Genomic DNA, 3,946 nt, shown 5'->3' with positions numbered 1-3,946 from the left:
GCGCAGCGTCCTGCCCATGGATCTCAAGCTGGACGTCTGGCTTTCGGTCATCAGGCTCATGCTTCGCGGCGGCGAATACTTCCCGCTGGCGATGTTCCAGTCCTTCGCCAAGGGCCTTTCGGACCGGGCTCCGGATCATTCGCTGCAGATCGAGCAATCGGCGACGGACCGCGCGGGTTTCGACGAGATGGGTGAATTGACCGAGCGCGAGTTTCAGATTCTCGAAATGGTAGCGCGCGGTTTGCAGAACAAGATCATCGCGGCGACCCTCCGGCTGTCCGAGCATACGGTCAAGATCCATCTGCACAACATCATCACCAAGCTCGGAGCTCACAACAGGACCGAAGCGGCCGCCGTCTTTCATGCGCGCAAGGATACCTTTTACGGCGGCATGGAACGGTCGAGACAGCCGGGCATCAGCCAGTCCTCGGCATGAGGCGGCGATGCCCCGCTTCCAGGAGATACTGCTCCTCGTTGGCCAGTTGAACTATACATGGACCAACACCGAAAGCCTGCTGATCTATCTGATTGCCGGTTTGGCGAAGGTGGACAAGGAAACGGCAATCATCATCTTTCTGACGCTGAACACGACGCGTGCCCGTATCGAGCTGGTCGAACGGCTGGCCAAGATGCCGAAGACGGCCGCGGATTGCCGCCAGGCGGTGCTGACCGTCACCGGCAAGCTCACGCGCCAGGCAAAGCTGCGCAACAAATACAGCCATTGCATCTATTCATTCGACGAGAGCGGATCGCACGGAAGCACGCAGCTGATGCGCATCGTCGACGGCAAGAACGACGTCAAATACGGGAAGATTGAAGCGCTCGATGACAAGGAGATGGGCAGGATCCACGATTCCATCGAGGACATCAGGGCCATAAACAAGGACATCTGGTCCATCGTCGTGGACAATTCGTTCCCCAGATGAGGGCTGCTACCGGGTGAGGCTCGCGGCGGGCTGAGGGCTTCTCGCCAAAGCGGCGCGAAGGGCCAGCGCCTGGCTGTGGCTCGGCTCCAGTTCAATGCAATTGTCCAAGCTTGCGAGCGCGTCCTCGATACGGTCGAGCTTTGCCAGCGCGAGGCCGCGATTGTAGTGCCCGGCAGGGACGTCGGGCCTGATCTCGATCGCCTGGTTGATCTGCTGTTCCGCCTCGCCGTATCTGCGCTGCTGAAGGAAGATCACGCCGAGCAAATAGCGGACGTCGAAGTGCCTGGGCTCGACGTCCAGGATCTCGCGATAGATTTTTCGGCCTCGGCCAGGTTTCCGGCCTGGTGCAAACGGGCGGCCACACTGAGCGTCTGCGGCAGCAACGCTCGTCGCGCGGCATCCAGCTGTTCGAGCAACTGACGTGCTCCGGAATGGGATCGGTCGGCGCTCAGGATCTGTCTGCAGGCGCGAACGGCCCCGTCGAGGTCGCCCGCCTGACGCAGTGCTTTTGCCCGCGCAAGCACGACGGGCAGGCTTCGCCTCTCCAGGCTGTCGCGGAGATTACGGCGCGTGGCGGTGCTCACGACCAGGCATTCGACCTTTCGCTCTAGGCCGCCGAAATCATACTTGTAGGCGAAGTCCCCGGTCTGCAGGTCATAGACGGCAAAGCCGTTCTCGATGGCCCAGCGTATGCTGTAGAGATGAAGCGCGAACCCGGGCGCCGGCTTCCTGATGCTGAGGTCGCGTCCGTTGAGCATGCCGATCAGGGACCGGTTCTTGCGATCGATCAGCGTGGCCTGGACGCCGATCGGGTTGTCGCCCTGCCAAAGCAGGGGCAGGTAAAGGGCATCGTCCTCGAAGGCGCATCGCAGCATGTTGCGGAAATTGTTGATCATCGCCTGGGGCAGGCCAGGGTGATATCGCGCCGCCAGCTTGGCGCCCCACTGGTTTTCCCAGAACTGAAGCAGGATCTGCAGGTCGCGTTCCAATGTCGCGGCGGTAACGGTCTGTCACACGGTACTCGGCCGCATCGTCGATCGCCCGCAGCGTGCGCCGCGCGGTCTTGCGCGTCGCCGCGCCGAGCCTGCCGTTGAGGAATTCTTCCCAGTCGCCGGGCAGGTTCAGATAGACATAAATGTCATGATCGACGCCATCTCCGTCGTCCGGTCGCCTGACCTTGCCGGTCAGGAATGCCGGGGCGGAAAACTCGCTCAGAAAACCGTTCAGCCGCCGCGGCGACATAAAGATGTTCTCGAGATGCAGCTTGGCCCAGTTCTGCTGCTTCACCGTTTCGGCGAACGCGACGATGACGTCGTCCTGAACATCGGGATTGCAGAGGAAGCCGCTGTATCCGGCGAAATAGCCGCCCCCGGTCCTCAGTTCGTTGTGGAATGCGCCGTCCCTGGCCCTTTCGGTTCGAAGCTGAAGCGGAAAGAACCCGACATAGTCGGATGAATCATCTTTCTTTGCAGCCAGAACGAGCCATTGATAGCGAAGCCGCTTGAACCAGCCTGCTATCCACGGCCACGACATGAAGTACTGAGCTTCGGGATCCGCCGCGTAGACGGCATCCCAGTTGCTTCTCAGTTGGACGAGCATGTCGAAGCCGTCGATAACATCCACGCGCATGGCGCCGACCTTTGCTCCAGGAGCGTCGGTAAACAATGATCCTGGTATCAGCTGTTCCCCCGGTCCCTGGGCCTGGCCAGGGAGCGAGCTGTGATGATCCCATGGCGGGGATCAGCCTTGCAAGACAATCAAAGGATTGAGTGGGCGTGGGACGCGGCCTGATTTGTCCCGCCAGGCAGATCGGCAGACCGCGCGGGGCGGGGATCTGGCTAGGATTCGATCCGCACCCACTTGCCGGCTTGCGACTGGGATTGGCGGGCGAAATAACGATAGGAGGTCTGCGACCAGTTCCTGACGGCTCCGCTGCGATTGTCGAGGATGAGGTCGCCCTTGTCCGTGCGGACGGTGAGAACCGTATGGCCGGCGCCGCCGAGGGTCGCCACCGTCAGCAGCAAGGCCGAAGCCGGCCAGCCGCGTTTCATCAGTTCGCTTTTCTTGAGGATTGCGAAATCCTCGCAATCGCCTTCCCGGGTCGGGATACGCCAGTCGTCGGCACTGCCGGAAGCAGAGTCGTTGCGGGCCATGATCCTGGCATTGACGGAACTGTTCACCGCCTGCAGCTCGGCCAAGCGGCGATCGCTAAGCTTCACCTCTCTGACGTGTCCGGTCGGACTGCAGTATCTCGGCTGCCTTGCACAGAAGGTGCGCGCGGCCGGCGGGGCGAACGCATAGCCCGCCGTGGCCATCATGGCCGAACTGTCGGAAGTGCGCATGGTTTCGCTGCAGCCGGCCAAAGCCATGGCCGCGGCGACAAGCGCCACGAAACGTATCACGTTCATCCCCTCGAACTAGCTCGAATGATCAAGGCGATGATGATGTTCGCGGAACCAGGTAAATCAACCCTGCCGGATAGTGTTTGCACAGATTCTAAAACAATGTATGCTTAACAAATTGTTTCCGATGGTCGGAAACTTTGACATAGCGCCCAGTTTGGGGACGGGAGCGCCTTTTTCCCTTCTTGGAGGAAGAAATGCACCTGTACCCAACCTGCGCGAGCAGGGCTCGCGCACTTTTGCTTGTGTCATCCGCTCTTGCAGCGGTGAATCTGACAATACCCGCATCGGCACAAAACAGCGTTCGGCCGCGTATGACGGCCGCACAATGCCAGCCGCTGACGGAATCCAACTACGCGCTCTGCTGCATTGCGAGCAATCGCGGAAGCATCCTGACGCGAGCACAAATCGCAATGTGCCCGCCGATCACGACCGCCCTTATCGCAGCCACCGTTGCCAGTGACGGTGAAGGCGGCGGCTCTGGCGGCGGCGGTGGTGGCGGCTCTGGCGGCGGCGGCAATGGCGGCGGCGACGGCGGTGGCGATGGCGGCGGTGATGGCGGCGGCAACGGCGGCGGTGATGGCGGCGGCAACGGCGGCGGTGATGGCGGCGGCACTG

General features: G+C 61.5%; 6 protein-coding genes. 3 read left to right on the top strand and 3 right to left on the bottom strand.

What is annotated here, in order from left to right; all coding sequences use genetic code 11:
• A partial coding sequence (locus tag EN738_RS31975) for a response regulator transcription factor (RefSeq protein ID WP_145966996.1) occupies positions 1–436 on the top strand: 436 nt, incomplete at its 5' end.
• Between the two features lie 7 nt (positions 437–443).
• Positions 444–926 carry a hypothetical protein gene (locus EN738_RS31970; RefSeq protein ID WP_127287068.1) on the top strand — a complete coding sequence of 161 codons (483 nt, stop codon included), beginning with the start codon at positions 444–446 and terminating at the stop codon, positions 924–926.
• A gap of 6 nt (positions 927–932) precedes the next feature.
• Here the strand turns inward: EN738_RS31970 and EN738_RS36605 are convergent, their stop codons facing one another.
• Both EN738_RS36605 and EN738_RS36600 read right to left on the bottom strand, forming a co-directional pair.
• A complete protein-coding gene (locus tag EN738_RS36605; protein WP_245494836.1) occupies positions 933–1,226 on the bottom strand; it encodes a tetratricopeptide repeat protein in 294 nt (97 codons plus the stop codon).
• Positions 1,178–1,915, bottom strand: a complete 738-nt coding sequence (locus EN738_RS36600) for a GNAT family N-acetyltransferase (RefSeq protein WP_245494834.1) — start codon at positions 1,913–1,915, stop codon at positions 1,178–1,180. Before EN738_RS36600 ends, EN738_RS36605 begins: the two co-directional genes overlap by 49 nt.
• A gap of 151 nt (positions 1,916–2,066) precedes the next feature.
• Between EN738_RS36600 and EN738_RS36595 the strand changes: the two genes are divergently transcribed.
• The gene (locus tag EN738_RS36595) at positions 2,067–2,381 is read left to right on the top strand and encodes a hypothetical protein (RefSeq protein WP_245494833.1); all 315 of its coding nucleotides are present in this window, start codon (positions 2,067–2,069) and stop codon (positions 2,379–2,381) included.
• Between the two features lie 383 nt (positions 2,382–2,764).
• Here the strand turns inward: EN738_RS36595 and EN738_RS31960 are convergent, their stop codons facing one another.
• A complete protein-coding gene (locus EN738_RS31960; protein ID WP_245494835.1) occupies positions 2,765–3,268 on the bottom strand; it encodes a transglutaminase-like cysteine peptidase in 504 nt (167 codons plus the stop codon).
• Positions 3,269–3,946: the final 678 nt, after the last annotated feature.

This window comes from Mesorhizobium sp. M4B.F.Ca.ET.017.02.2.1, assembly GCF_003998955.1.
GTDB classification, from domain to species: domain Bacteria; phylum Pseudomonadota; class Alphaproteobacteria; order Rhizobiales; family Rhizobiaceae; genus Mesorhizobium; species Mesorhizobium abyssinicae.
Note: the sequence above shows the minus strand (reverse complement) of the source record. Positions and strands in the feature narration are given on the sequence as shown.

Bases quoted from the DNA above. Each gene is read 5' to 3' on its own strand.
- EN738_RS31970 (WP_127287068.1), top strand. From the start codon at position 444: ATGCCCCGCTTCCAGGAGATACTGCTCCTCGTTGGCCAGTTGAACTAT.
- EN738_RS36595 (WP_245494833.1), top strand. From the start codon at position 2,067: ATGATCGACGCCATCTCCGTCGTCCGGTCGCCTGACCTTGCCGGTCAG.
- EN738_RS31960 (WP_245494835.1), bottom strand. From the start codon at position 3,268: ATGCGCACTTCCGACAGTTCGGCCATGATGGCCACGGCGGGCTATGCG.